General features: G+C 70.6%; 23 protein-coding genes. 10 read left to right on the top strand and 13 right to left on the bottom strand.

From position 1 onward, the window contains the following. The first annotated feature begins 122 nt into the window (after positions 1-122). The 4 genes from ABZ622_RS17920 (at position 123) to ABZ622_RS17905 (ending at position 4322) form a co-directional block, all read left to right on the top strand. Positions 123-2114, top strand: coding sequence for a hypothetical protein (locus ABZ622_RS17920; RefSeq protein ID WP_360544122.1), 1992 nt, complete (start codon positions 123-125; stop codon positions 2112-2114). 334 nt (positions 2115-2448) lie between these two features. Beyond that, positions 2449-3090: a helix-turn-helix domain-containing protein gene (locus ABZ622_RS17915; protein WP_360544120.1), complete on the top strand. Its 642-nt coding sequence runs from the start codon at positions 2449-2451 to the stop codon at positions 3088-3090. A 157-nt stretch (positions 3091-3247) separates the two neighbouring features. Next, positions 3248-3436, top strand: coding sequence for a superinfection immunity protein (locus ABZ622_RS17910; RefSeq protein ID WP_360544118.1), 189 nt, complete (start codon positions 3248-3250; stop codon positions 3434-3436). Positions 3437-3533: 97 nt separating this feature from the next. After that, positions 3534-4322, top strand: coding sequence for a S16 family serine protease (locus ABZ622_RS17905; RefSeq protein WP_360544116.1), 789 nt, complete (start codon positions 3534-3536; stop codon positions 4320-4322). On the opposite strand, the gene ABZ622_RS17900 is transcribed toward ABZ622_RS17905, so the two are convergent. From ABZ622_RS17900 to ABZ622_RS17865, 8 genes are all read right to left on the bottom strand, one after another. Further along, complete coding sequence (locus tag ABZ622_RS17900) at positions 4252-5604, bottom strand: MFS transporter (protein WP_360544114.1); 1353 nt, start codon at positions 5602-5604, stop codon at positions 4252-4254. The genes ABZ622_RS17905 and ABZ622_RS17900 overlap by 71 nt on opposite strands. Beyond that, on the bottom strand, positions 5601-5798 hold the full coding sequence (locus tag ABZ622_RS17895; RefSeq protein WP_360544112.1) for a hypothetical protein: 198 nt from the start codon (positions 5796-5798) through the stop codon (positions 5601-5603). Before ABZ622_RS17895 ends, ABZ622_RS17900 begins: the two co-directional genes overlap by 4 nt. Before the next feature lie 30 nt (positions 5799-5828). Next, positions 5829-6437 (bottom strand): winged helix-turn-helix domain-containing protein, encoded by a 609-nt coding sequence (locus ABZ622_RS17890; RefSeq protein ID WP_360544110.1) that lies wholly within the window; start codon positions 6435-6437, stop codon positions 5829-5831. Between the two features lie 114 nt (positions 6438-6551). Next, positions 6552-7532, bottom strand: coding sequence for a glycine betaine ABC transporter substrate-binding protein (locus ABZ622_RS17885; protein WP_360544108.1), 981 nt, complete (start codon positions 7530-7532; stop codon positions 6552-6554). Then, on the bottom strand, positions 7532-8440 hold the full coding sequence (locus ABZ622_RS17880; RefSeq protein WP_360544106.1) for an ABC transporter permease: 909 nt from the start codon (positions 8438-8440) through the stop codon (positions 7532-7534). Before ABZ622_RS17880 ends, ABZ622_RS17885 begins: the two co-directional genes overlap by 1 nt. Beyond that, positions 8437-9711 (bottom strand): betaine/proline/choline family ABC transporter ATP-binding protein, encoded by a 1275-nt coding sequence (locus ABZ622_RS17875; RefSeq protein WP_360544104.1) that lies wholly within the window; start codon positions 9709-9711, stop codon positions 8437-8439. Before ABZ622_RS17875 ends, ABZ622_RS17880 begins: the two co-directional genes overlap by 4 nt. Continuing rightward, positions 9704-10351, bottom strand: coding sequence for an ABC transporter permease (locus ABZ622_RS17870; protein ID WP_360544102.1), 648 nt, complete (start codon positions 10349-10351; stop codon positions 9704-9706). The genes ABZ622_RS17875 and ABZ622_RS17870 overlap by 8 nt, the downstream gene beginning before the upstream one ends. Positions 10352-10366: 15 nt before the next feature. Next, entirely contained in the window at positions 10367-10840 is a 474-nt protein-coding gene (locus tag ABZ622_RS17865) for an Lrp/AsnC family transcriptional regulator (protein ID WP_360544100.1), read from the bottom strand. A 133-nt stretch (positions 10841-10973) separates the two neighbouring features. On the opposite strand from ABZ622_RS17865, the gene hppD reads away from it, so the two are divergent. Then, the gene (gene hppD, locus ABZ622_RS17860) at positions 10974-12119 is read left to right on the top strand and encodes a 4-hydroxyphenylpyruvate dioxygenase (RefSeq protein WP_360544098.1); all 1146 of its coding nucleotides are present in this window, start codon (positions 10974-10976) and stop codon (positions 12117-12119) included. 36 nt (positions 12120-12155) lie between these two features. On the opposite strand, the gene ABZ622_RS17855 is transcribed toward hppD, so the two are convergent. Next, positions 12156-13931: a tetratricopeptide repeat protein gene (locus ABZ622_RS17855; RefSeq protein WP_360544096.1), complete on the bottom strand. Its 1776-nt coding sequence runs from the start codon at positions 13929-13931 to the stop codon at positions 12156-12158. 97 nt (positions 13932-14028) lie between these two features. Here ABZ622_RS17855 and ABZ622_RS17850 point away from each other — a divergent pair, with 97 nt between their 5' ends. Further along, positions 14029-15396 carry an FAD-linked oxidase C-terminal domain-containing protein gene (locus ABZ622_RS17850; protein ID WP_360544094.1) on the top strand — a complete coding sequence of 456 codons (1368 nt, stop codon included), beginning with the start codon at positions 14029-14031 and terminating at the stop codon, positions 15394-15396. An 80-nt stretch (positions 15397-15476) separates the two neighbouring features. Here the strand turns inward: ABZ622_RS17850 and ABZ622_RS17845 are convergent, their stop codons facing one another. Next, positions 15477-15953, bottom strand: coding sequence for an SsgA family sporulation/cell division regulator (locus tag ABZ622_RS17845; protein WP_360544092.1), 477 nt, complete (start codon positions 15951-15953; stop codon positions 15477-15479). A 212-nt stretch (positions 15954-16165) separates the two neighbouring features. Between ABZ622_RS17845 and ABZ622_RS17840 the strand changes: the two genes are divergently transcribed. Together ABZ622_RS17840 and ABZ622_RS17835 are read left to right on the top strand one after the other, a co-directional pair. Next, the gene (locus ABZ622_RS17840; RefSeq protein ID WP_360544090.1) at positions 16166-17872 is read left to right on the top strand and encodes an RDD family protein; all 1707 of its coding nucleotides are present in this window, start codon (positions 16166-16168) and stop codon (positions 17870-17872) included. Positions 17873-17982: 110 nt separating this feature from the next. Then, the gene (locus ABZ622_RS17835; protein ID WP_360544088.1) at positions 17983-18648 is read left to right on the top strand and encodes an RDD family protein; all 666 of its coding nucleotides are present in this window, start codon (positions 17983-17985) and stop codon (positions 18646-18648) included. Positions 18649-18705: 57 nt separating this feature from the next. Here the strand turns inward: ABZ622_RS17835 and ABZ622_RS17830 are convergent, their stop codons facing one another. Next, positions 18706-19071, bottom strand: a complete 366-nt coding sequence (locus ABZ622_RS17830) for a hypothetical protein (RefSeq protein ID WP_360544086.1) — start codon at positions 19069-19071, stop codon at positions 18706-18708. 369 nt (positions 19072-19440) lie between these two features. Between ABZ622_RS17830 and ABZ622_RS17825 the strand changes: the two genes are divergently transcribed. Together ABZ622_RS17825 and ABZ622_RS17820 are read left to right on the top strand one after the other, a co-directional pair. Continuing rightward, on the top strand, positions 19441-21840 hold the full coding sequence (locus tag ABZ622_RS17825; protein WP_360544084.1) for an immune inhibitor A domain-containing protein: 2400 nt from the start codon (positions 19441-19443) through the stop codon (positions 21838-21840). A 124-nt stretch (positions 21841-21964) separates the two neighbouring features. Next, entirely contained in the window at positions 21965-22300 is a 336-nt protein-coding gene (locus tag ABZ622_RS17820; protein ID WP_266915580.1) for a hypothetical protein, read from the top strand. Positions 22301-22340: 40 nt separating this feature from the next. Here the strand turns inward: ABZ622_RS17820 and ABZ622_RS17815 are convergent, their stop codons facing one another. Further along, on the bottom strand, positions 22341-22925 hold the full coding sequence (locus tag ABZ622_RS17815; protein ID WP_360544082.1) for a nicotinamidase: 585 nt from the start codon (positions 22923-22925) through the stop codon (positions 22341-22343). A 277-nt stretch (positions 22926-23202) separates the two neighbouring features. Continuing rightward, entirely contained in the window at positions 23203-24531 is a 1329-nt protein-coding gene (locus ABZ622_RS17810) for a nicotinate phosphoribosyltransferase (RefSeq protein WP_360544080.1), read from the bottom strand. Positions 24532-24550: the final 19 nt, after the last annotated feature.

Genomic DNA, 24550 nt, shown 5'->3' with positions numbered 1-24550 from the left:
GCGCCGCCATTTCGAATTCTGGAATTCCCGCAACCGGCAACGGCCGGCAACAGCCTGCAACTCAGCCATGGAGGAGACGCATGTCCATGTCCGTCAGACCCGGAAGAACCGAACGTCCGAGGATGGTTCACAGAAAGCGTGCCGGGTTACGCCGCGCCGTGGCGCTCACCGCCGGGGCCGTGCTCGTCTGGACCGGCGGCACCGTCGCACTCGCGCCCGCCGCCGAGGCAGGCACCGTCACCCCGACCGTGCACTGCTCCTTGCCCGCGGGACAGGGCGAGGCGACCGGACCGCAGCAGATGAGCGTCGACCTCTCGCCGGCGATCGTCGACCCGGGCGGCAAGGTCCACGCCAAGGTCGCCCTCGGACCGTCCCCCGCCACCAGCGGACTCAGCCTGAACGATGTGCCCACCACCCCCAGCATCGACTTCGCGATGTCCGGCGGCGCCACCGGCACGGTCACCGTCACCGGCCCCCAGATCAACCTCGACATCCCGTCCGGCAAGCCCATCGAAATCCCGCCGTACGAAGGGGACTTCCTCATCCCCACCGATGCGAGCGGCCCGATCACCTTCACCCCGATACGCAACCTGACGCGTACGAAGGTGCTCGGCTCCACCTACGAGACCCCGTGCGACGTGGTGAGCGGCGGCGGCTCCATCGGCACCGTGACCGCCGAGGGCACCGCAGGGCATCCGCCCACCCTGACCGCGCCCACCACCGCCGTCCGGCCGTCCACCGCCGTCGCCCTGTCCGGCAGCCTCTGGACCGCAGGCGCCACCCCCGTACCGTCGCTCTGCTCGGCGGACGGCGGCGGCTGCGACACCGGCAAGTTCGCCTCCAGCACCCTTTCCATCAGCGGCTCGGGGGAGCTGAGCGGAAGCGCGGTGCTCGCCGCCGCCGGCGCCGTGCCCGACGGCTCGTACCTGGTGAAGGTCGGCGACGGTACGAAGGAGGCGACCGCGCCCCTGACCGTCGGGGCGTACGTGCCCGGCGGGCCGCGCGCCATCGCGCTCTCCCGCCCCGGTGCGCCGGTCGGCAGCGTCATCTCCGTCACCGGCAGCAACTACTTCCAGGACCGGTGGATCAACACTGTCGGCCTGGACGCGAGCGGGGCGACGCTCGACGACACCGCCGTCTATGTGAAGAGCACCCCCGACGGCACGTTCAGCGCCGAGTTCACCGTCTCCGACCCCGCCATCGCCGCGATCCAGGTGGACGAGGGAAACGATCCGGCCACCGTGCTCACCACCCCGTTCACCGTGACCGACGCCTCCGCGACGCTCGCCGCGGGCGCCGCGAAGGTCAGGCCGGGCGGAACGATCGCCCTCTCCGGCGGTGACTGGCCGTCCGGCTCCACGCCCACCGCCGCACTCTGCGCCGCCGACGGCGGTTCCTGCGACAGCGCCCGGATCAGCGGCTCCACCCTCCGGATCGGCGCCGACGGAACGCTCGCCGGCACGGTCACCGTGGCCGGGTCCACCCCGCGTGCCGTGTACGCGCTCCAGGTCACCGCCGGGAGAGCGCAGGCACTCACCCCGCTGACCGTCGCCCCGTCCTTCGTCGTGCTCACCCCCTCGGCCGGCCCGAAGGGCACCGCCGTCACCGTCATCGGGCAGGGCTTCGCGAAGGTCGCGACCGTGTCCATCGTCGGGCTGCGGGCCGACGGCTCGCAGACGTCCGACCCGGCGAAGACCAAGGTGGTCGGGCTGGACGGGGCGTTCTCGCAGACCTTCACGGTCAACGCCGCCGACACCGTCGCCCTCCGGGTCCGGGAGGTCCTCGTCAACCCCCGTACCGAGACGGCGTCGTTCACCGTCCAGGACGGAACCGTCCCCGCCGGACCGTCCTTCGCGCTCTCGCCGCCCGAGGGGCCCGTCGGCACGGCGGTCCAGGTGACCGGCCGGGGGTTCGCCCCCGTCGCCACGGTCTCGGTGACCGGCCGCACCGCGGACGGGAAGCAGACAGCCGATCCCTACGTCACCCGGGTCATCGGACTCGACGGCACTTTCGCCCTCGACTTCACCGTCCGGGACCCGGCGACGAAGTCGATCCGGGCCTGTGAGGTGCTCGTGAACGGAAAAATTGTGCAGCAGTCGTTCACCGTGAGTTAACGACAGTTCACTTCCGGTGCGCGTAGCGCCGTGAAGGCGTCGGCCGACCTGGACGCGCGTAGACCTCCAGGATTCGGTCGGCGCCGCGCTGACCGGCGCTTATGCTGCTTCAAGCCAACTCCTCTTCCGACAACGCCCGGATTCTGGACGAGGTCTTCCGCTGAGCGGACTCGCTCGCTACTGTCCCAAAAAATGAACGCCCCGTGGCAGAGCCGCAGCGGGGCGCAGCCGGTGCCTGCCAGGCCGGCGGCCTCTCCGTGCGTCGCCGCTGGGACCGGTGGCGCACATTTCGTGGGAATCAGCCGCTGCCGCTCATCAAAGAGGAGAGGGCGTCGTGACCGCGGAAACCTCCCAGACGCTCGACCGGGGCCTGAGGGTCCTCAAACTGCTTGCCGACACCGACCACGGCCTGACCGTCACCGAGTTGTCCAACAAACTCGGGGTCAACCGGACCGTGGTCTACCGCCTGCTCGCCACCCTGGAACAACACGCCCTGGTGCGCCGCGACTTGGGCGGACGGGCCAGGGTGGGCCTGGGCGTGCTGCGGCTGGGCCGCCAGGTGCATCCGCTGGTGCGCGAGGCCGCGCTGCCCGCGCTGCGCTCGCTCGCCGAGGACATCGGGGCCACCGCCCACCTCACGCTGGTCGACGGCAGCGACGCGCTGGCCGTCGCGGTCGTCGAGCCGACCTGGACCGATTACCACGTGGCCTACCGGGCCGGTTTCCGCCATCCGCTGGACCGGGGCGCCGCGGGCCGGGCGATCCTCGCCGCCCGCCAGAAGCCGGCCGGCGAGACCGCCTTCACCCTCACCCACGGCGAGCTGGAGGCCGGGGCGAGCGGGGCCGCGGCCGCGCTGGTCGGGGTGACCGGTGTCGAGGGCAGTGTGGGGGTGGTGATGCTCGCGGACTCCGTACCCGAACGCGTCGGCCCCCGTGTGGTGGACGCGGCCCGGGAAGTGGCGGACGCGCTCCGGTAGCGAGCCCTGCGGCAGCGAGCCCTGCGGTGGAGCCGCTCGCCACCGGCCCGCGGGGCGGCATTCTGGCTGGATCACGTCTTAGCGGGTGCCCGGCCGGGCCGTATGTTTTCGAGGCTCACGCCTTGACCGAAGCGCGTGGCCGTTCCGGGGGGTTCCGATGGATGGTTCTATTTTCACGATTCTCGTCATCGTGGGTATCCCGTTGTACTTCCTGCCCTTTTTCATCGCTGCGGGGCGCGGGGTGAACACCGGCTCGGTGTTCGTGATCAATCTGTTCCTCGGCTGGACGTTCATCGGCTGGGTGGTCGCCCTGGCCATGTCGATGGGAACCCGGCGCACGCCGTAGGAACGCCCTCGGGCCGGGTACGGGGCGCCCCGAGCGCCCTTCGGCCGCGTACGGGGCGCTCGGCCCGCGCGTCCGCTCCGGCGGTTAGATTGGGCGGGTGCTCCCTCGTCTCTCGCGTCCCCGTGCCCTCGCCCTGTGCGCCCTGCCCGTCCTCGCCCTGTTCGGTGTGGCCGCCTTCGCACCGCTGCCGTTCACCCTGGCGCAGCCCGGCTCGACCGCGAATGTGCTCGGGGACGATCACGGCAAGCCGGTGATCAGCATCAAGGGCGCGCCGACCCGGCCCACCGAGGGCGAGCTGCGGATGACGACGATCCTCGCGACCGGGCCCACCGCCGATGTCGGCATCGGTGATGTGATCGACGGCTGGTTCCGTACGGACCGGGCGGTGCTGCCCCGCGACTCCGTCTACCCGACCGGCGGCTCCGAGAAGGAGATCGAGAAGCACAACCTCGACGACATGCGGAAGTCGCAGGACTCCGCGGTGGACGCCGCACTGAACTACCTCGGGAAGAAGCCCGGCTCGGTGGACGTGACGCTGAATCTCGCCGATGTGGGCGGTCCCAGCGCCGGTCTGTTCTTCGCGCTCGGCATCGTCGACAAGCTCGACGGGGACGGCTCCGGGGGCGATCTCACCGGTGGCCACAACATCGCGGGCACCGGCACGATCGAGGCGAACGGGGCGGTCGGGGCGGTCGGCGGGGTGTCGCTGAAGACTCAGGCCGCGCGCCGCGACGGGGCGACCGTCTTCCTCGTGCCGAAGGCGGAGTGCCGGGAGGCGGGCGCCGAGCTGCCCGAGGGGCTGCGACTGATTCCGGTCACGACCCTGAAGAGCGCGGTGTCCTCGCTCCGGGCACTGGAGCAGGGGCACAAGGTCCCGAGCTGCTGATCTCCTCGGACGCCTGCGACGGCACGGACGCACGGTCGTCCGCCACCCCCGCACCGTCCATCGTGCGCCACACCGGGAACACCAGCGGGCTCAGCGTCGCCAGCAGGTACACCCCGCCCATCGCCAGCAGCGCGCCCTTCACACCTGCGCTCTCGACCAGCAGGCCGGCCGCGAGACCGCCCACCGGCATGGCCAGTTCGCCGCCCGCCGTGAGGACCCCGGAGACCCGGCTGCGCAGCTCGTCGGGGACCGTTCCGTAGACCACCGTCGTCAGGATCGGGTTCAGTACCCCGCCCACGAGTCCGCTCAGCGCCATGGTCACGGCGAGCGGCAGTGTCGTCCCGGTCAGCGCCGCGACCACATACCTGGGCGCGCCGCACAACAGCACGCACACCGTGAACACCGACCACCGCGAGAAGCGGTGCCCGACCGCCCCGTACAGCAGCGCCCCGGCCAGGCCACCCGCACCGAACAGCGCGGTGAGCAGCCCGATGTCCCCGGCCCCGCCCAGTTCGGCGGAGGCGTGCACCGGCAGCAGGACGGCGTACCAGCCCTGATCGGTGCCGTTCATGAACATCACCATCAGCACGACCGTCAGCAGCAGCCGGTTGCCCAGCAAGTAGGCGTAGCCCTCGCGCAGCTCGGTGCGGTACGCCCGCAGCGAGACCGGCGCCGCCTTCCGGGGCTCGGCCGCGCGCACCCCTCGTACGCCTGCCGCGATGAGCAGCGCGGACGTCAGGAACGTCACCGCGTCCAGCAGCAGTACGGTCTCCGCGCCGACGAGCGCGATCAGCACACCGGCCAGCGCCGCCCCGACCATCCGGGCGCCGCGCGAGACGGCGTCGAAGAGGCTGGCGGCGCGGGCGAGGGTGGTGCCGGCGTGCGCGGCGAGATCCGGCACCAGTACGTAGCGTGCGGTGTTGCCCGGGGTGTGCATGAGTCCGCCGACCGCCATCAGCGCGCACAGCATCCAGAACGCCAGGACGTCCGCGTAGTGCAGCAGCGGAATGGCGGCGACGGCGAGGCCGCACACCAGGTCGGAGGAGACGGAGACCCGGCGGCGGCCGATCCGGTCGATGACGGGCCCGCCGATCAGGGCGGAGACGACGATCGGCAGCGTCGCGCAGAAGGCGACGACACCGGCCCGGCCGGCGCTGCCCGTGGTCTCCAGCACGAACCACGGGACGCCGATCAGGGTGAGTGAAGTACCGGCCGTGGATATGGAGTTGGCGGTCAGTACGGCGATGAGCGGGATACGGCCGCGGTCCCCCCGACCGGTCATGCCGGACCGGGTACGACGTGGGCGTGGCCGGCCCGGTGGGGCAGTACGCGCAGCCCCAGCTCGACCAGGGCCCAGCCCAGCCGGGTGCGCAGATCGGCGCCCGGTGCGGCCGATATCAGCCCGAACTCCGTTGCGTACCGCCGTAGTTCGGCGGCGCGCAGGCGGTGCAGCAGCAGATGTGTGTCGGAGTGCATGACGGTGTCCTTCCGGTCGGGAGGGGCTGGTTACTCCGCGGGGCGCGGGAAGAGGTGCAGATGGCTGCGGACGTTGGCCGATCCCTCGGCGTCCTCGGGAACCAGGCCCCGGTAGCTCTCGATGAGCTCGTGGACCTTCCCGATCAGCTCCTGGGCGAGGTCCGGGGTGAGGCGCACCTGGAAGTCGCTGATGTCCCAGCTCTGGCGCCACTCCTCGGGCCACTCGCGCATGGTGCCGATCCAGGTGTTCACCTCCCGGGAGTGTGCGGTGGCCATCTCGTGGAGTACGACGTCGACCGCACCGCGCACCTCGGGGTCGGGGTGGCTCAGGAATCTGCCGCTGTCGAAGAGGGTGCCCCGGTGCGCGGCCCGCCACCAGCGCTCGCGGCCCTTGCCGCGCTCCGGGTCGTCCTCGACGAATCCGTAGGCCGCCAGCTGCCTGAGGTGGTAGCTGGTGGCACCGCTGGACTCGCCGAGCCGGCCGGCGAGACCGGAGGCGGTGGCGGGGCCGTACTCCCGCAGCGCGGCCAGCAGCCGCAGCCGCAGGGGATGGGCCAGTCCGCGCAGGGTGCGGGCATCGACCTTGTGGACGTTCTCGGCTTCGGCGGGCGCCTCGGCGCCGTCCTCTGTTGCGGGCATGGTTGAATCGTAGAGTTGCAAAGGCCCCTTTGCAACAGATCTTTTGCAACAGGTCCTTTGCAAGTAGATCTTGGCGGGTGAATCCCTGTGAGTGGCGTGCCTCCTGGCACGGGCTCACCCCTGCTTGATGAACCCCTCCTGGATCAGCCAGTCCTTCGCCACCTCGTGCGGGTCCTGCCCGTCCACGTCCACCTTCGCGTTGAGCACCTGGGCGACCTCGGTGGTCAGCTTCCTGCTGACCGGGTCGAGCAGCCCGGCGATCTGCGGGTACTTCTCGAAGGTCTTGGTGTGGATGACCGGGGCCGCGTTGTAGTTGGGGAAGAAGTGCTTGTCGTCCACGAGCACTTCGAGGTTCATCGCCTTGATCCGGCCGTCCGTGGTGAAGACCTCGCCCAGCAGGCAGGAGTCGGACTTGGAGACCTGGGTGTAGATGATCCCGGCGTCCATCTTCTTGATGTTGGCGGCCGGGAGCGACATCCCGTAGGCCTTCTCCATGCCCGGCAGCCCGTCGTCGCGCGAGGCGAACTCGTTCTCCACACAGATCGTCACCGCCGACGGGTCCTTCTTCGCCAGTGCCGCCACGTCGGAGAGCGTCTTCAGGTGGTACTTCGCGTTGTTCTTCCGGCTGATGGCGAGCGCGTAGGTGTTGTTGAGCGTGGACGCCGGCAGCCAGGTCACCCCCGTCCGGCGGTCCTCGTCGCGGACCGCCGTCCACTGCTTCAGCGGGTCGGGGATCGGCTTCGCATGACCGAGGTACGTGATCCAGCCGGTGCCCGTGTACTCGTACATCGCGTCCGCGTCGCCCTTGACGATCGCCTCGCGCGCACTGATCGAGCCGGGCAGGTTCGTCCGGTCCAGGACCTCCGCGCCCGCGGCCTTGAAGACCAGACCGATCATCTGGCCCAGGATGATGTTCTCGCTGAAGTTCTTCGAGGTGACGGTCAACGAGGCACCGTCCAGCGGCTCCCCCCGGCCGACCGAGCCCGGCATCACGTTGTCCGCCATCGGCGAGCCGCTCTTCAGCCCGCACCCGGAGAGCAGCAGCGCCAGCGCCACCGCCCCCACCAGGCCGGTACGCACCTTCCGCGGATCCATCACCCCACCTCCAGTCCGCGCGGCGTCAGCGCCACCTCGACCAGTGAGGCCAGCCAGTCCACCAGCAGCGCCAGCACCACCGTCAGTACCGAACCGAGCACCAGCACCGGCATCCGCTGGGTCTGGATGCCCGAGGTGATCAGGTCACCGAGACCGCCGCCGCCGACGAAGGTGGCCAGGGTCGCCGTGCCGACGTTGAGCACCAGCGCGGTACGTACCCCGGCCAGGATCAGCGGTACGGCCAGCGGCAGTTCGACCTTGGTGAGCGTGCCCGTCGCCGACATGCCGATGCCGCGCGAGGCCTCGACCAGATTCGGTTCGATCGCCTTGAGACCGGCCACCGTGTTGGAGAAGACCGGCAGCACCGCGTAGATCACCATGCCGATGATCGCCGTCGACGGACCGATGCCCAGCCAGATCACCAGCAGTGCCAGCAGACCGATCGCCGGTGTCGCCTGCCCGATGTTGGCGACCGCGGTGACCACCGGGGCACCCTTGCTCAGCCTGCGCCGGGTCAGCGCGATGCCCAGCGGAATGGCGATGATCAGCACCCAGAACGTCGAGATCGCGGTCAGCCGCACATGCTGCCACCAGCGCAGCTGCACATTGCCGCCGGTGAGCGAGTTCCGCGCGATCGAGTCCAGGTGGACATTGGTGATCCAGAGATAGGTGATGGCCAGCACGATCGCGAGCGCCACCGGCATCAGCACCAGCTTGTGCCAGGTGAACCGGCGCGGCGGACCGGCCGGCGGCGGGGCCGGCTCCTCCTCCTCGTCCCGGAAAGCATGGCCCTTGACGTCGTGCTCGCCGGGCGGGCGGTCCTTGTCGGAGGAGGGAACGGGTGGCACACGGGGCCCGGAGCGCGCCCGGCGGGAGGGCTCGGGGTTCAACGGGGTGTTGGGGGTCATGCGCCCGCACCGCCCTCCAGCTCCGCCTCGGTCTGGTGGCTGCGCATCTCCTCCAGGTCGTGCTGGTGCTCCATGGCGGCGAGCCGGTCGGCCTCCAGCAGTTCATGGACGGAGTTCATCAGGGTCTGCATGTCGACGACGCCGATGAACTCACCGCGCCGCCCGGTCACCGCGGCCCGCCCGCCGCTGTCGGTCAGCACCGCCTCCAGCGCGTCGTGCAGCGTCGCGTCACGCGTCACCGTGTCGTGGACCAGCTGCCCGGCCCGCGCCAGCGAACCCCGGGCCCGCATCAGGTCGCCGCGCCGCAGCCACTTGTACGGGCGGTTCCTGCGGTCCAGCATCAGCAGCTCGTTGTGCGGGCCGCTGCGCAGCTTGTTGAAGATCGACTGGAGCGGGTCGTCTACCGTCACCGTGGGGAACGCGGCCATCTCCACATCGCGTACCCGGGTGAGGTTGAGCCGCTTCAGCGCCGCCCCGGCACCGACGAAGCCCGAGACGAAGTCGTCCGTCGGATTGGTGAGAATGGCTTCCGGGGTGTCGAACTGCGCGATGTGCGAACGCTCCCGCAGCACCGCGATCCGGTCGCCCAGCTTGATCGCCTCGTCGAAGTCGTGGGTGACGAAGACGATCGTCTTGTGCAGTTCGTGCTGGAGCCGGATCAGCTCGTCCTGGAGGTGGTCGCGGGTGATCGGGTCGACCGCGCCGAACGGCTCGTCCATCAGCAGCACCGGCGGATCGGCCGCCAGCGCCCGCGCCACGCCCACCCGTTGCTGCTGACCGCCGGAGAGCGCGCGGGGATAGCGCCCGTGGAACTCCCGCGGGTCCAGCCCCACCAGATCGAGCATCTCCTCGACCCGGTCCTTCACCTTCGACTTCGACCAGCCGACCATCTTCGGTACGAGGGCGATGTTCTCGGCGACCGTCATGTGCGGGAAGAGCCCGGACGACTGGATGGCATAGCCGATCTTGCGGCGCAGCTTCACCGGGTCGATGTCGGTGACGTCCTCGTCGTTGATCCTGATCCGCCCGGACGACGGCTCGATCAGCCGGTTGATCATCTTCAGGGTGGTGGACTTCCCGCAGCCGGACGGGCCCACGAAGATCACCGTCTCGCCCGCCTTGATCTCCATCGAGACGCTGTCCACCGCCGGGCTGGGATTGCCCGGATAGCGCTTGGTCAGGTCCTCCAGCTGGATGGTGGCGCCGGACGTGGTCTTCGGAGTTCCGGCGCCGCCGGCGGCGGTGGTGTTCCCGGTGGCGGTCTCAGACACGGATCCCCCTCGGGATGGTGAGCCGCCCGAGCAGTACGTACGCGGCGTCGAAGAGCAGGGCGAGGATGACGATGCCGAGCGTGCCCGCGAGCACCTGATTGAGCGCGTTGGCGCTGCCCAGCGAGGCGATGCCGCGGAAGATCTCGTTGCCCAGGCCCGGGCCCGAGGCGTACGCGGCGATGGCGGCGATGCCCATCAGCATCTGGGTGGAGACCCGGATGCCGGTGAGGATCGGCGGCCAGGCGAGCGGCAGTTCCACCCGGCAGAGGCGGGCCAGCCGCGACATCCCGATGCCCTTCGCCGCGTCGACCAGCGCCGGATCGACGCCGCGCAGCCCCACGATGGAGTTGCGGACGACGGGCAGCAGCCCGTACAGCGTCAGGGTGATCACCGTGGGCGCGACCCCTAGGCCGACGATCGGGATGAGCAGACCGATCGCGGCGAGGGAGGGGATGGTGAGGATCGTCGCCGTCGAGGTGATGGCCAGTGACCCCGCCCAGCCGCTGCGGTAGGTGACGACCCCGATGAGGATGCCCAGCAGGGTGGCGATCACCATGCACTGGAACACGGCGCTGACATGCTGGTACGCGTCGGTGAGCAGCTGTTGGTGCCGGTTGCCCAGGTACTCCCAGAAGCTCACACGTCACTCCTCGGCTCAGTCGTGGTCCGCCGCGGCCTGCTCGACGAGCGGGATGATCCGCAGCGGGACCGGGTTCTCCATGACGATGGCCGTGGAGGCCCGGACAATGCCATCAAAACCGACAACCCGGTCGATCACCCGTTGAAGATCGGCGTTGGAACGCGCGACGAGCCGGCAGAGCATGTCGCCGTGCCCGGTGGTGGTGTGCAACTCCAGCACCTCCGGTACGCCGGCCAAGTGGGCCCGTACGTCGGCCCCTTGGCCCTGCTTGATCTCCAGGGTGGCGAACGCGGTGACGGGGTAGCCGAGCGCCGCCGGATCGACCGCCGGGCCGAATCCGCGGATGACGCCATTCGACTGAAGCCGGTCGAGCCGGGCCTGCACCGTGCCGCGGGCCACGTCGAGTCTGCGCGATGCTTCCAGTACGCCGATGCGGGGCTCGCGGGCCAGCAGCACGATCAGCCGCCCGTCCAGATGATCGATCGCCATGGTCCGCTCCGAAGGGTCGACGTGATGGTCATCATGTACAGATAGCCCGCTCATCATCCCCATGCGCTATACAGATTGACCAGTGATTCCGTGAACTATTGCGCACCTTGCGAAGCGGCGAGAGCCTTCGGACATGACTGAGACTCTGCACACCACCCCCGAAACAGCCCGGCAGGCCGACCCCTTCCCGGTCAAGGGAATGGACGCGGTCGTCTTCGCCGTCGGCAACGCCAAGCAGGCCGCGCACTATTACTCGACGGCGTTCGGCATGAAGCTGGTCGCCTACTCCGGACCGGAGAACGGCAGCCGCGAGACGGCGAGTTACGTACTGACCAACGGATCGGCCCGTTTCGTCTTCACCTCCGTCATCAAGGCCGCCACCGACCATGGCCGCTTCCTCGACGCCCATGTGGCCGAGCACGGCGACGGCGTCGTCGACCTGGCCATCGAGGTCCCGGACGCCCGCGCGGCCTACGCGTACGCGGTCGAGCACGGCGCTCTCGGCCTCGACGAGCCGCACGAGGTCAAGGACGAGCACGGCAGCGTCGTGCTCGCCGCGATCGCCACGTACGGCAAGACCCGCCACACCCTCGTCGAGCGCACCGGCTACGAGGGCCCGTACCTGCCCGGCTACGTCGCCGCCGCGCCGATCGTCGAGCCGCCCGCCAGCCGCACCTTCCAGGCCGTCGACCACTGCGTCGGCAACGTGGAACTCGGCCGGATGAACGAGTGGGTCGGCTTCTACAACAAGGTCATGGGCTTCACCAACATGAAGGAGTTCGTGGGCGACGACATCGCCACCGAGTACTCCGCGCTCATGTCTAAGGTCGTCGCCGACGGCACCCTCAAGGTCAAGTTCCCGATCAACGAACCGGCGATCGCCAAGAAGAAGTCCCAGATCGACGAGTACCTGGAGTTCTACGGCGGCGCCGGCGTCCAGCACATCGCGCTCGCCACGAACGACATCGTCGCCTCGGTACGGGCGATGCGCGCTGCGGGCGTCCAGTTCCTGGACACGCCCGACTCCTACTACGACACCCTCGGCGAGTGGGCGGGCGAGACCCGCGTGCCGGTGGAGATCCTCCGCGAACAGAAGATCCTCGTCGACCGCGACGAGGACGGCTACCTGCTGCAGATCTTCACCAAGCCGGTCCAGGACCGCCCGACCGTCTTCTTCGAGATGATCGAGCGCCACGGCTCGATGGGCTTCGGCAAGGGCAACTTCAAGGCCCTCTTCGAGGCGATCGAGCGCGAGCAGGAGAAGCGCGGCAACCTCTGATCCCCCGGATCGGCACGCGACCGGCCCCGGGCCCCGTCAGGGGGAGCCCGGGGCCGGGTTCTGCGCTTCGGGCTTCTGCGGCTGTGACCTCTGGAGCTGTGGATTCTGCGCTTCGGGCCGTTCCGGCTCGGGCTTCCGCCTCTCGGACTGCTCCGGCTGCTCCGTCGCGGGCTTCGGCACCGCCCGCGACGTCGCCTCCGCCCTCGTCTCCGGCGCATCGGGTCGCGCCGGGAGAGCCGGGGGAGCCGCGGGCGCCTGTGGTGCGGGTGCCGGCGGTTCGGACTCCGGGGGCGGCTGCACGTCCGGCGGGCCGCCCGGCGGGGGAGGGGCCAGACCGGCCAGGGCCTCCTGGGCGGAGGGCCCGGCCAAGGGGGAGAACCCGGGGTTGGTGCGCAGGGCCTTCTCCAGATTGCGGCGCGCCGGACCGTACTCCCGCAACGCCTTCTGGATCACGCCCAGGTGATACGCGTACGAGGCGTTCTGCCCGTTCGTGTCGACCGCTCGGGCCGCGTACTCAAGGGCGGCGGACGGGGCGCCGGAGCGATGCAGGGCCCAGCCCAGCGCGTCCGCCACCGCCGCGCTGCGGTGCGAGCGCGACCACGCGGCGTCCAGCAGCCCGACCGCCGCCGCCGGATCCCCGTGATCGGCCTCGAAACGGCCGCGCAGCAGCGCGTGGTCCACGCCCTGGCCCTCGTCCAGGGCGAGCGCCCGGCCGAGCTGTGCGTACTGCTCGTCGGCCTCCGTGCCCAGCCCCAGCGACTCGTACAGCTCCCCGAGCTCCAGCAGGTATTCGGGCCGGGGGAGTTGCGCCAGCGCCGCCCGGTAGTCGCGCCGGGCCTCGTCCGTACGGCCGAGCGCCACCAGCGCCCTGGCCCGGCCCGCGAGCGACGCGTGGTGGGCCCGGTCGGTCCGCAGCGCCGCGCCGAACTGCGCGACCGCCTCCTTGGGCTCGCCCCGCTCCCAGGCCAGTTCGCCCAGCAGATGCAGGCACTCCGCCTTCTGCGCGGGCGTGGCCGCCCGGTCCGCCGCGTCCCGCGCGTCGGCCAGCGCGTCCTCGGGCCGGCCGCGGTCCCGCTGCATCCGTGCCGTCTGCACGAGCGCCGGAACCCCCGCGCGCAGCGCCGTGAAGCGCTCCACCGCCGTGTGCACGGCCCGGTGGTCCCCGAGCCCGCCGTACGCGTCGATCAGCGCCGGATACACGGCCCACTGCTTCGGCTCCCGCGCCCGCACCGTCTCGCCCCACTTCCGCGCCGCGACGAAGTCGTGCCGGGCATCGGCGAGCTCCGCGAGCCCCACCAGGGCCGCCGTGTTCCCGTTCTCGCCCGGCTGGACGTTCAGCGAGCGCTTCAGCGCCTGCTCGGCCCGGCCGTAGTACGCCGCGTCCGCGGAACGCCGCCCCCACTCCACGTAGGCCGTACCCAGCAGCGCCCAGGACCGTGCGTCGGACGGATGCGTGCCCACCCACTGCTGCCGGTCCCCGATCAGCGCCGTCAGATCGGAGAGCGAGGCCGGGGCACCGGCGGCGGTCGCCCTCAGCGCACGCGAGACCGGGCCGGGCACGGGCGGCCGCGACGCCTTCTTCCCGTCGTCCGGAACGGCCACCACGGCACCCGTCACCAGCACCGCGGCGGCTACCGTCCCCAGGGCCGCCCTGCGCAGCGTCGTACGCAGCGAGACGGGCGGGGGCTCGGCCAGTGACGCCGGGTCGGCGAGCGCGGAGAGCGCGGAGGCGCCGGAGAAATCGGAGACGTCAAGGGGAGGGCGGCTGCTCGGATCGGGGGGCTGCGGAGGCTGCTGCGGCATGACATCCATGCCGATCACTCTGCGTCAGTAATAAGAGCACACCGCGCCTTGTGAAGGCCGCCGCAGACGGGTTCACACCAATGGGCCCGGGTGTCACGCTTGGATCATGGACGGTCTTCTCGAACAACTCCGTGCCGGTCTGCCCGCCGAGGCCCTGATCACGGATCCCGACGTCACGGCCTCGTACGCCCACGACATGGCGAGCTTCTGCGAGGCGGGCACGCCCGCGGTCGTCGTGCTCCCGCGCACCGTCGAGCAGGTCCAGCACGTCATGCGCACCGCCACGGCCCTGCACGTCCCGGTGGTCCCGCAGGGGGCCCGTACCGGCCTGTCGGGCGCGGCCAACGCCTCCGACGGCTGCATCGTGCTGTCCCTGGTGAAGATGGACCGGATCCTGGAGATCAGCCCGGTCGACCGGATCGCCGTCGTCGAGCCCGGCGTCATCAACGCGGTGCTGTCCCGGGCGGTCGACGAGCACGGTCTCTACTACCCGCCGGACCCCTCCAGCTGGGAGATGTGCACCATCGGCGGCAACATCGGCACCGCGTCCGGCGGCCTGTGCTGCGTGAAGTACGGGGTCACCGCCGAGTACGTGCTCGGCCTGGAGGTCGTGCTCGCCGACGGGCGGCTGCTCACCACCGGCCGCCGTACCGCGAAGGGCGTCGCCGGATACGACCTCACCCGGCTCTTCGTCGGCTCGGAGGGCAGCCTCGGCATCGTCGTCAAGGCCGTGCTCGCGCTGAAGCCCCGGCCGCCGCAGCAGCTGGTCCTGGCCGCGGAGTTCCCGAGCGCGGCGAGCGCCTGCGACGCGATCTGCCGGATCATGGAGCGTGGTCACACTCCGTCACTCCTCGAACTGATGGACCGTACAACGGTCCGGGCCGTCAACAAGATGGCCAACATGGGCCTCCCCGACACCACCGAGGCGCTCCTGCTCGCCGCCTTCGACACTCCGGACCCGTCGGCCGACCTGGCCGCCGTCGCCGAGCTGTGCACCGCCGCGGGCGCCACCGACGTGGTCCCCGCCGAGGACGCCGCCGAGTCCGAAATGCTGCTCCAGGCCCGGCGGATGTCGCTCACCGCGCTGGAGACCGTCAAGTCGGCCACGATGATCGACGACGTCTGCGTACCCCGCTCGAAGCTCGGCGCCATGCTGGAGGGCACCGCGGCCGTCGCCGAGAAGTACGACCTCACCATCGGTGTCTGCGTGCACGCGGGCGACGGCAACACCCACCCCGTCGTCTGCTTCGACCACACCGACGCGGACGAGTCCCGGCGGGCCCGCGAATCGTTCGACGAGATCATGGCGCTCGGCCTGGAGCTCGGCGGCACGATCACCGGCGAGCACGGCGTCGGCCTCCTGAAGAAGGAGTGGCTGGCGCGCGAGCTCGGCGAGGTCAGCGTCGAGCTGCACCGGGGCATCAAGCAGACCTTCGACCCGCTGGGGCTGCTGAACCCCGGCAAGGTGTTCTGACGGTGGGCGCGACGGCGGGCGCGACGGCGGTCGGCGCTTCGACGGCCGGTGTTTCGACGGCCGGGCGGAACGGCGCCCGCTCACGCCTCGCCGTCCTGCGACTCGTCCGACGGCCACGGGTCGCGCAGCCACAGGTCGTCGGCCGGCAGCGGGGCGAGCAGCTCGGCGAGGCCCTCGTCGATCCCGAGCCGCTCGGCCTCCGTGCCGGGCGGGACCACCCGCAGCGTCCGCTCCACCCAGGCGGCCACCGCGGCGGAGGGCACCTCCAGGAGCGCGTTCCCGTCGGGCGAGGTCAGCGCGACGAAGATGACGTTGCGCCGGTCGACCTTGGTCGGCCAGATCCGGACGTCCCCGTGACCGCACGGCCGGAACACGCCCTCGACCAGCAGATCGCGGGCGAACGTCCAGTGGACCGGGAAGTCGGAGCCGATGTGGAAGGCCACGTGCACGGCGTACGGGTCCTCCGTTCGGTACGTCAGACGGGCGGGGACGGGGATGCTGCGCTCGGGCGACAGGACCAGCTTGAGTTCCAGCTCGCGTTCCACGGTGGTGTGCATGAGTGCGTCCTTCCGGTGCCTGTGGACCGGTCTTATGACCGGCCCGCACAGGGAGAGAGCGCCTTCCACGCCATCTATTACGCGACTTCCGAGAAAAATTTTCGGGCGACGGGAAAGAGGCTCAAACGCCTGGAGTGGCCCAGGGGTACGCGGGCGTCTGGTAGATGTGGACCCGTTGCATTCAGGCCTCGAAGAGATACGGGACCACGGTGATGAGCGCCCCAACCCCGGCACCCGGTGACGAAAGCCCCCGCGAGGGGTACTACCCCGACCCGTCCATTCCCGGATATGTCCGGTACTGGAACGGTGCTTCGTGGGTGCCAGGCACGAGCCGCCCAGCCCCTGAGCAGGGTGGGCCGACGCCTGTGGCCCCCTCCGGAGAAGCACCCTCCGTACCGGCGCCCGAGCCGCAGCCCGAGCCACAGCCACAGCCACAGTCGCAGCCGCAGCCGCAGTCGCAGCCACAGTCGCAGCCGCAGTCGTCGGTACCGGCTCCGGTGGACGAGACCGGTCCGGTCTTCCTGGACGAGGGGCCGTACGCGGGCAACCGCCCCGAACCGGCCACCGCCTGGCAGGCCGACGCCTCCCGGCAGACCGGATTCGGCGGCGAACGCGACCGGCGGGTCTCCTGGGGCGGCGCCGGGCAGCCCGGCGAGCCGGGCGGGCCGGACGGCGAACAGGGCCGGCCGGACGGGCAGAGCGATCCGCGTACGCCCGCGGAGCGCGCCCCGGCCGACCCGGTGCCGGGCGATCGCGTCCCGGCGGTCCGTACCCCCGCCGACCGCGCCCCCGCGCCGGACCCGCGACAGCCCGCCGCCTCTCCCGCGCCGTCGCCGTCGCCGTCTCCGTTGCCCCCGCTCTCTCCCTCTCCCTCTCTCTCCCCGTCTCCGTCTCCCTCTCTCTCCCCGTCTCCGTCTCCCTCTCCGCCTTCTCCCGCTCCGGAGAACACCGTTGCGATCAGGATCGGCCGTCAGGGCCGGCCCGGCAGCGGTACGGACGCGGGCACCGGTGACGCGGGGCGCCCGCCCACCGACGGGACGGTCACGATCCGGGCCGTGGGCCAGGGCGGCGGTCCGCCGGCCCGCCGGACGACCGAACCGGCGGCGTCGGAGGGGACGATGGCGATCCGCGCGATCCCCCCGGGGCCGGGCGCACAGCCCTCCGCCCCGGCGCAGAACCCCGTACAGACGCAGAGCCCCGCGCAGGCTCAGAACCCGGCCCCCTGGGCGCAGCAGGGCAATCAGCCCGCCCAGCCGCCCGCTCAGGCAGCCCGTCCCCAACTTCCGGCGCAGCAGCACCAACCGCAGCTCCGACCCCAGCCCCAGCAGCTCCAGCAGGCCCAACAGCAGCAACAGGCACAACAGCCCCAGCAGCCCGTCGTGCCCTGGAAGCCGCCGGCCGACGACCCCTTCCAGCAGCTCGCGCAGGCCCAGGCGGCGGCCAGGCCCGCCGGGCTCGGCAAGCGGTTCGCCGCCCGGCTGATCGACAGCGTCGTGCTGATGGCGGTCGTCGGCGCGACCGGCTTCCCGCTCGTCTCGCAGGCGCTGGACCACATCGACGAGAAGATCAACGCGGCGAAGCTCTCCGGTGAGACGGTCACCGTCTGGCTGGTGGACTCCACCACGGCCGGCCTGTTCGGCGCGGTGCTCGGTGCTTTCCTCGTACTCGGGGTCCTGCTGGAGGCGCTGCCGACGGCCAAGTGGGGGCGCACCCTCGGCAAGAAGATCTGCGGGCTCGAAGTGCGGGGCATCGAGTCCCACGGCGCCCCGTCCTTCGGTGCCGCACTGCGCCGATGGCTGGTCTACGGCGTGCTGGGCATCCTTGTGATCGGGGTGGTCAATGTGCTGTGGTGCCTGATCGACCGGCCGTGGCGCCAGTGCTGGCACGACAAGGCGGCACACACCTTCGTGGCGGGCTGACCGCACCCGGTCGGCCGACGGCCCACCGGGTGAAGGGCCGTCGGGGCCGGGCGTCCCCCGAACGCACCTGAGCCGTTGCGGGCGCCTCCGGGGCGGGGTGCACTGCCCCCATGAGCAACGATCAGCCGACGTCCGGTCAGCCGCCCGAGGACGACCCGTTCCTCAAGAAGCCGCATGGGCCCCCGCCGTCGTCGGGTTCGCCGTACGACAGCGCTCCGCCCCCGCCCCCGCCGCCGTACGATCCGGGCCCCTACGGCGGCGGTGGACCGTACGGCGGTGCGGATCCGCTGGCCGGCATGCCGCCGCTCGCGGAGCCGGGCAAGCGCATCCTGGCCCGGCTGATCGACTTCCTGATCGTCTCGATCCCGCTGTATCTGATCTCGCTGCCGTGGGGCGGTGCGGTCGAGGTGTCGGACAACAACGGCAACGGCAGCGGCGTCGGCGATGTCTTCAGCCAGACGTACAGCGGGCACCAGCTGATCTGGTCGCTGATCGGTCTGGTCGTGTACGTCGCCTACGACACGTACTTCACGCACAAGGACGGCCGGACCATCGGCAAGCGGCTGCTGAAGCTGCGCGTCGCGATGCTCAACGACGGCCGGGTGCCGGACACCGGTGCCTCGTTCCTGCGGGCCGTGGTGCTGTGGCTGCCGGCGCTGCTGTGCTGCCCGTGCCTGTGGTGGCTGATCAACATCGTGCTCATGTTCACGGACAAGCCGTACCGGCAGGGCCTGCAGGACAAGGCCGCGAAGACGGTGGTCGTCCAGACCAACTGACGCCGTCCCGCGCTCCCGCGGTCCCGGCCCCGTTCCCGTCCCGCGGCCCCCGGTGGCTCAGTGGCGTACGGAGTGCCGGCTCACGCGCTCGTCCGCGGCGGCCGCGGGACGCGGTGCGGCCTCTCGGGGCGCGGGGACCGGGGCATGGGCCCCGTCGCGGGCGAGGCCCTCGGCCTCGACGGCCGCGGAGACCGCGTCCTGATTCACCCGGACCGCGGAGCGGGCACCTGCCCGCTGCGCGGTTTTCGCGCGTGACGGCTGGGGTACGGTCACGGCCACCAGCAGACCGAGCGCGAGCGCCGCGGTCCCGATGACGGCGATGCCGAGGCCCGACCCCGTACGGGAGAGCAGCAGCATGGCGAGGGTCGAGAAGATGACGGTGACCGAACCGTAGGAGAGCTGTGCGGCTGTCGGACGCGGCATGGCGGTATCCGTCCTCGGGGCATCGGATGGGCGGTCTCTCAACACGGTCGCACTGTCAAGCGACTCTACGACGGTGGATGCCCGAGCGGAGCCACCGGTAAGCACGGCCTAACCCAAGGTGCCGGTGCACAGGGGGCGCACGGAGTCATTTGCCGCTCCAACCGTGGTCCGCGACGCGCCGGTTGGCCCTTTGTGAACGTCCGGATAACGGAAGCGTTCTCCTACATAGTGCACTTGGCCTGTCCAAGTCAAGATCTGTCTTTTCTCGCGTAACTCCGGTCGAATGTCGTCACTTGTGACGCGTATCGCGCGCGCGGCCCCACATCACCCCCTGGCCGCAGCGGCGAGCGCCGGGGAGGACTGCATCAAGTGACCACAAACAGACGGGCGCTTCGCGCCGCTGCGGTTGTCGTGGCCATGGCCGCCACTGCCGCCACGGCGTCGGCTTTCGCCACGGCCCAGGCAGACGACAAGGCGCCGGGAGCCAAGAGCACCAGCGTCGACCGCCGTGACCCGGGGTCGGCCAAGGGCAACGAGCACGACCTGAAGGGCCCGTTCAGCGAGCAGCAGGACGCACAGCGTCAGGCCGCCCTTGAGCAGGTCATATCGGGCGACAAGAAGATCTCGAAGCGGGGCGGCTCCAAGGTCGTCAAGCTCGACGACAAGAAGTACGTCGAGCTCGGCCGCGAGAAGACGGACAAGATCTTCACGATCCTGGTGGAGTTCGGCGACAAGGTCGACAACACCACCATGTTCGACCCGGACGGCGACGGACCGAAGCCGGCCGTCCCGAAGTACGGGGGCACGCCCGGCCCGCTGCACAACAAGATAGCCAAGCCGGACCCCAAGAAGGACAACAGCACCGCCTGGCAGGCCGATTACAACCAGGCGCACTTCCAGGACCTCTACTTCGGTGAGGGCGCCGGCAAGGACTCGCTGAAGACGTACTACGAGAAGACGTCCTCCGGGCGCTACTCGGTCGACGGCGAGGTCTCCGACTGGGTCAAGGTGCCTTACAACGAGGCCCGTTACGGCTCGAACTACTGCGGTTCGACCAACTGCGCCAACGCCTGGGACATGATCAAGGACGGCGTGAACGCCTGGGCCGCCGACCAGAAGGCCCAGGGCCGTACGCCCGAGCAGATCAAGACGGATCTCGCCAAGTACGACCAGTGGGACCGTTACGACTACGACGGCGACGGCAACTTCAACGAGCCCGACGGCTACATCGACCACTTCCAGATCGTCCACGCCGGTGAGGACGAGTCCGCGGGTGGCGGCGTCGAGGGCACGAACGCCATCTGGGCCCACCGCTGGTACGCCTACGGCACCGACGCCGGCGCGACCGGCCCGGCCGAGAACAAGGCGGGCGGCGCCCAGATCGGTGACACCGGCATCTGGGTCGGCGACTACACCGCGCAGCCCGAGAACGGCGGCCTGGGCGTCTTCGCCCACGAGTACGGCCACGACCTGGGTCTGCCGGACCTCTACGACACCACCAACACCGCCGAGAACTCGGTCGGTTTCTGGTCCCTGATGTCGGCCGGTTCCTGGCTCGGCAAGGGCAAGGACTCGATCGGTGACCTGCCCGGCGACATGACCGCCTGGGACAAGCTCCAGCTGGGCTGGCTCGACTACGCCGAGGCCAAGGCCTCGACGAAGTCCACCCACAAGCTGGGCGTGTCGGAGTACAACACCAAGAACAAGCAGGCGCTCGTCGTCACGCTGCCCGAGAAGCCCGTCACCACCGCCGTCACCAAGCCGGCGGAGGGCTCCAAGCAGTGGTGGAGCGACATGGGCGACAACCTGAACAACACCCTGACCCGCTCGGTCGACCTGACCGGCAAGTCCAAGGCCTCCCTGGACCTCGCGGGCTGGTGGGACATCGAGAAGGACTACGACTACCTCTACACCGAGGTGTCGGACAACGGCGGCACCAGCTGGACCGCGATCGACGGCACGGCCGACGGCAAGGCGATCACGCGCGACGCCAGTGACAAGCCGGCCCTGACCGATGCCTCCGGCAAGTACCAGAAGCTCTCGTACCCGCTGGACGCGTACGCGGGCAAGAAGATCGACGTCCGCTTCCGTTACGCCACCGACGGCGGCGCGGGCGGCATCGGCTTCGCCGCGGACACCATCTCGGTGACCGCCGACGGCGCCGCGCTCTTCACGGACAACGCCGAGGGCGACGACAACGGCTGGACCGCCAAGGGCTTCTCCCGCGTCGGCGAGTCGTTCACCAAGGACTACCCGCAGTACTACATCGCGGAGAACCGTCAGTACGTCAGCTACGACAAGACCCTCAAGGTCGGCCCGTACAACTTCGGCTTCTCCAAGACCCGTCCGGACTGGGTCGAGCACTACCCGTACCAGAACGGTCTGCTCGTCTGGCTCTGGGACAAGTCCCAGAAGGACAACAACGTGTCGCAGCACCCGGGCCAGGGCCTGATCCTGCCGGTCGACGCGCACGCCAAGCCCCTGAAGTGGGCCGACGGCTCGATCATCCGCAACAAGATCCAGCCGTTCGACGCGCCCTTCAGCTGGTACTCGACGGACGCCTTCACGCTGCACAACGCGGACGCACCGGTCCGGATCAAGTCGCAGCACGGCATCCCGGCCTTCGACGACCACAAGGGCACCTACTGGTACAAGGAGAACCCGACCGGAAGTGTTCAGGTCCCTGACACGAACACCCGGATCTCGATCGTCAAGGAGCCCCGCAGCGGCCAGACGATCACCGTCAAGGTCGGCCCCTCGCACAAGTAGTTCCGCATAACCGCAGGTCAGAGCATGATCGGCCGTCGCCCTCTAGCGGGCGGCGGCCGATCGTGTTTAGGTGCGTCTTGTTCGGATTCTTATTGACACGACGTCTCACGGGGGAGCGCGGAACATGGCAGGCGGAGGATTCTGCAAGTTGCCGGACGGCAATGTGGTGGTGGCGATCACCCTGCCCCATCCGGTCGACGGGCCGGGTTCCGGCACCCCGGTCCGGGTCCTGGTGCACGCGGCCAACCGGGCCCGCGCCCTGACCCGGCTGCGCAACGCCGGACTGCGCGCGGTCTACCTCCGCGGCAACGCCGAGCCGCCCACCCCCGACGAGATCACCGCCGTGCTGCACCACCCCGACGGGCTGCTCTGGCGCGCCAGACCGGAGCGGGCACAGGAGCTCTGGCACCCGATCCGGGCCCTGCTCCGCCCGGCCATACCCGTCCGGCGGACGGCCTGACACGGGGCCACGGCTCCCGCCGTGCCGGGTGAAGACCGAGTCAGACCACCGGCTTGCCGGACAGCTTCACGCCCGCCCTGCGCAGCTCCTCCAGCGCCCGCTCCGTGGTCGTCTCGGCGACCCCGGCGGTCAGGTCGAGCAGCACATGTGTGGTGAAGCCCGCCCGGACCGCGTCCAGCGCCGTCGCCCGCACACAGTGGTCGGTCGCGACGCCGACCACGTCGACCTCGGTGACATGGTGCTCCCGCAGCCAGTCGGCCAGCCCCACACCGTTCTCGTCGAGGCCTTCGAAGCCGCTGTACGCCGCCGCGTAGGCGCCCTTGTCGAACACCGCGTCGATCGACCCCGAGGTGACCGCGGGGGCGAAGTTCGGGTGGAATCCGACGCCCTCCGTGCCGGCCACGCAGTGCGGGGGCCAGGAGTTCTCGAAGTCCGGATGGTCGGAGAAGTGGCTGCCCGGGTCGATGTGGTGGTCGCGGGTGGCCACCACATGGCGGTACCCGGCCTGGGCGTCGCCGATCAGGTCGGTGACGGCGGCGGCGACCTCTGCGCCGCCCGGCACGGCGAGGCTGCCGCCCTCGCAGAAGTCGTTCTGGACGTCGACGACGATCAACGCGCGGTGCATGACGGGTGTCCTTAGGTGGGGGACGGTCGGCGGTTGTGGGGGCGTATTCGAGCCTAGAGACTCCGGCCCCGGACAGCGAGGGGACGGAACGCGGCCTTTGCGCCGTCCGGCGCCGCAGACGTGACCGGGGTTGCGGAGGTGACCGGGGTGACCGGGGTTGCGGAGGTGACCGGGGTGGCAGACGTGGCAGAGGTTGCCGGGGTGACCGAGGTGGCGGACCTGGCACGGGTCGCGGGGGTGACCGGGGTCGCCCGGCCACCGCACCGCACGGCCCCCGTCACATGTACTCGGTGGGAATCACCGGCTCGCCGCGCGACAGCTGCACCGCCGACATCGGCAGCCCGGCCCGCGCCGCGATGTGCCGCTCGCGCGCCGCGTCCAGCGGTTCGCGGGCGATCACCTCGCCGCCCCTGACCAGCTCGACCAGCAGTTGCCGGTCGGCCAGCTCGGCGGGCACCGCGCCGGTGCCGATCACCTCGGCCTCGGCGACCCCGTACTCGTCCAGCCGGCGCGCGGCCCACTTGCGACCGCCCACCGACGACTTCACGCCGAGCGACTTCTTGGCCACCGGACGCAGCGGCTCGGCGGGATCGGCGGAGCCGGCGCGGGCGACGAGCTTGTAGACCATCGAGCAGGTGGGCTGCCCGCTGCCGGTCACCAGCTGTGTGCCCACCCCGTACGCGTCGACCGGCGCCGCCGCCAGCGAGGCGATGGCGTACTCGTCCAGGTCCGAGGTCACCACGATCTTCGTCTCCGTGGCGCCCAGCTCGTCCAGCTGCTGCCGCACCCGGTGCGCGACCAGCAGCAGATCGCCGGAGTCGATCCGTACCGCGCCCAGCTCGGTCCCGGCGACCTCGACCGCCGTACGCACCGCCTCGGTGACGTCGTACGTGTCGACCAGCAGCGTCGTGCCCCGGCCGAGTGAATCGACCTGGGCCCGGAATGCGTCGCGCTCGGTGTCGTGGAGCAGCGTGAAGGCGTGGGCGCTCGTCCCGACGGTCGGGATGTTGTAGCGGAAGCCCGCCGCCAGGTCGGAGGTGGTGTTGAAGCCGCCGATGTACGCGGCACGCGCCGAGGCCACCGCCGACAGCTCATGGGTGCGCCGTGCACCCATCTCGATCAGGCCGCGCCCGCCGGCCGCGGCGGACATCCGTGAGGCCGCGGCGGCGATCGCCGAGTCGTGGTTGAGGATCGACAGGAAGACCGTCTCCAGCAGCACGCACTCGGCGAAGGAGCCCTCGACCCGCAGGATCGGGGAGCCGGGGAAGTACACCTCGCCCTCGGGGTAGCCCCAGATGTCGCCGCTGAAGCGGTAATCGGCCAGCCAGGCGAGGGTCGGCCCGTCCACCACGTTCTGTTCGCGCAGGAAGGTGAGCATCTCGTCGTCGAAGTGGAAGTTCTCCACCGCGTCCAGTACCCGTCCGATGCCCGCGACGACGCCGTAGCGCCGCCCTTCGGGAAGCCGGCGCGTGAACGCCTCGAAGACCGAGCGCCGATCGGCCGTGCCGGCCTTCAGCGCGGCCTGCACCATCGTGAGCTCGTACTGGTCGGTGAAGAGCGCGGTCGACGGCACACCGACCCGTCGCCCAAGGTCCGCAGAGTTCATGTTTCGGATGCTACCCCTA

It is taken from the genome of Streptomyces sp. NPDC007164 (assembly GCF_040634135.1).
Classification (GTDB): domain Bacteria; phylum Actinomycetota; class Actinomycetes; order Streptomycetales; family Streptomycetaceae; genus Streptomyces; species Streptomyces sanglieri.
Note: the sequence above shows the minus strand (reverse complement) of the source record. Positions and strands in the feature narration are given on the sequence as shown.

Coding starts and splice junctions, on each gene's coding strand:
- ABZ622_RS17855 (WP_360544096.1), bottom strand. CDS start 13,931: ATGGATGTCATGCCGCAGCAGCCTCCGCAGCCCCCCGATCCGAGCAGC.
- ABZ622_RS17830 (WP_360544086.1), bottom strand. CDS start 19,071: ATGCCGCGTCCGACAGCCGCACAGCTCTCCTACGGTTCGGTCACCGTC.
- ABZ622_RS17820 (WP_266915580.1), top strand. CDS start 21,965: ATGGCAGGCGGAGGATTCTGCAAGTTGCCGGACGGCAATGTGGTGGTG.
- ABZ622_RS17885 (WP_360544108.1), bottom strand. CDS start 7,532: ATGGATCCGCGGAAGGTGCGTACCGGCCTGGTGGGGGCGGTGGCGCTG.
- hppD (WP_360544098.1), top strand. CDS start 10,974: ATGACTGAGACTCTGCACACCACCCCCGAAACAGCCCGGCAGGCCGAC.
- ABZ622_RS17900 (WP_360544114.1), bottom strand. CDS start 5,604: ATGACCGGTCGGGGGGACCGCGGCCGTATCCCGCTCATCGCCGTACTG.
- ABZ622_RS17910 (WP_360544118.1), top strand. CDS start 3,248: ATGGATGGTTCTATTTTCACGATTCTCGTCATCGTGGGTATCCCGTTG.
- ABZ622_RS17845 (WP_360544092.1), bottom strand. CDS start 15,953: ATGCACACCACCGTGGAACGCGAGCTGGAACTCAAGCTGGTCCTGTCG.
- ABZ622_RS17920 (WP_360544122.1), top strand. CDS start 123: ATGGTTCACAGAAAGCGTGCCGGGTTACGCCGCGCCGTGGCGCTCACC.
- ABZ622_RS17890 (WP_360544110.1), bottom strand. CDS start 6,437: ATGCCCGCAACAGAGGACGGCGCCGAGGCGCCCGCCGAAGCCGAGAAC.
- ABZ622_RS17835 (WP_360544088.1), top strand. CDS start 17,983: ATGAGCAACGATCAGCCGACGTCCGGTCAGCCGCCCGAGGACGACCCG.
- ABZ622_RS17815 (WP_360544082.1), bottom strand. CDS start 22,925: ATGCACCGCGCGTTGATCGTCGTCGACGTCCAGAACGACTTCTGCGAG.
- ABZ622_RS17865 (WP_360544100.1), bottom strand. CDS start 10,840: ATGGCGATCGATCATCTGGACGGGCGGCTGATCGTGCTGCTGGCCCGC.
- ABZ622_RS17895 (WP_360544112.1), bottom strand. CDS start 5,798: ATGCACTCCGACACACATCTGCTGCTGCACCGCCTGCGCGCCGCCGAA.
- ABZ622_RS17850 (WP_360544094.1), top strand. CDS start 14,029: ATGGACGGTCTTCTCGAACAACTCCGTGCCGGTCTGCCCGCCGAGGCC.
- ABZ622_RS17810 (WP_360544080.1), bottom strand. CDS start 24,531: ATGAACTCTGCGGACCTTGGGCGACGGGTCGGTGTGCCGTCGACCGCG.
- ABZ622_RS17880 (WP_360544106.1), bottom strand. CDS start 8,440: ATGACCCCCAACACCCCGTTGAACCCCGAGCCCTCCCGCCGGGCGCGC.
- ABZ622_RS17840 (WP_360544090.1), top strand. CDS start 16,166: ATGAGCGCCCCAACCCCGGCACCCGGTGACGAAAGCCCCCGCGAGGGG.